Consider the following 598-nt stretch of genomic DNA (forward strand, 5'->3'; position numbering starts at 1 on the left):
TAGGCAAGCATCAACGCCGATGGACAGGATTTGATGACAAGATCATCTCCCTGTATGCGCGAGGTATGCCTGTACGAGAAATCCAGAGCCACCTTGAGGAAATGTATGGCACGGAGGTATCGCCTACACTTATTTCCTCGGTAACAGATGCTGTGGCGGATGAGGCAAAAGCCTGGCAGATGCGTCCGTTGAACAGGCTGTACCCCATCGTTTATATGGATTGTATTCACGTCAAAGTACGTCACGACGGGATGGTACGCACCAAGGCAGTTTATCTGGCCCTGGGCGTCAACATATCTGGCGAGAAAGAGCTTCTGGGCATCTGGATCGCCCAGACCGAAGGAGCCAAGTTCTGGCTGCAAGTCGTCACCGAACTGAAGAATCGAGGCGTACAGGATATCTTCATTGCCTGTGTGGATGGACTGAAGAGGTTTCCTGAAGCCATTGAAGCCGTGTTCCCCAAAACCGCTGTTCAGCTTTGTATCGTCCATATGGTGCGTTACAGCCTGAACTTTGTTTCGTGGAAAATGCGCAAGGAAGTGGCTGCCGACCTGCGCGCCATATATGCGGCGGCCACTGCCGAAGAGGCAGAGTTGCA

The 598-nt window shown here is 52.5% G+C and carries 1 protein-coding gene; it reads left to right on the forward strand.

What is annotated here, in order from left to right; translation table 11 throughout:
- A partial coding sequence (locus tag FEF65_RS13245) for an IS256 family transposase (RefSeq protein WP_138240294.1) occupies positions 1 to 598 on the forward strand: 598 nt, incomplete at both ends.

The sequence above is a fragment of the Mariprofundus erugo genome (genome assembly GCF_005818865.1).
Taxonomy (GTDB): Bacteria; Pseudomonadota; Zetaproteobacteria; order Mariprofundales; family Mariprofundaceae; genus Mariprofundus; species Mariprofundus erugo.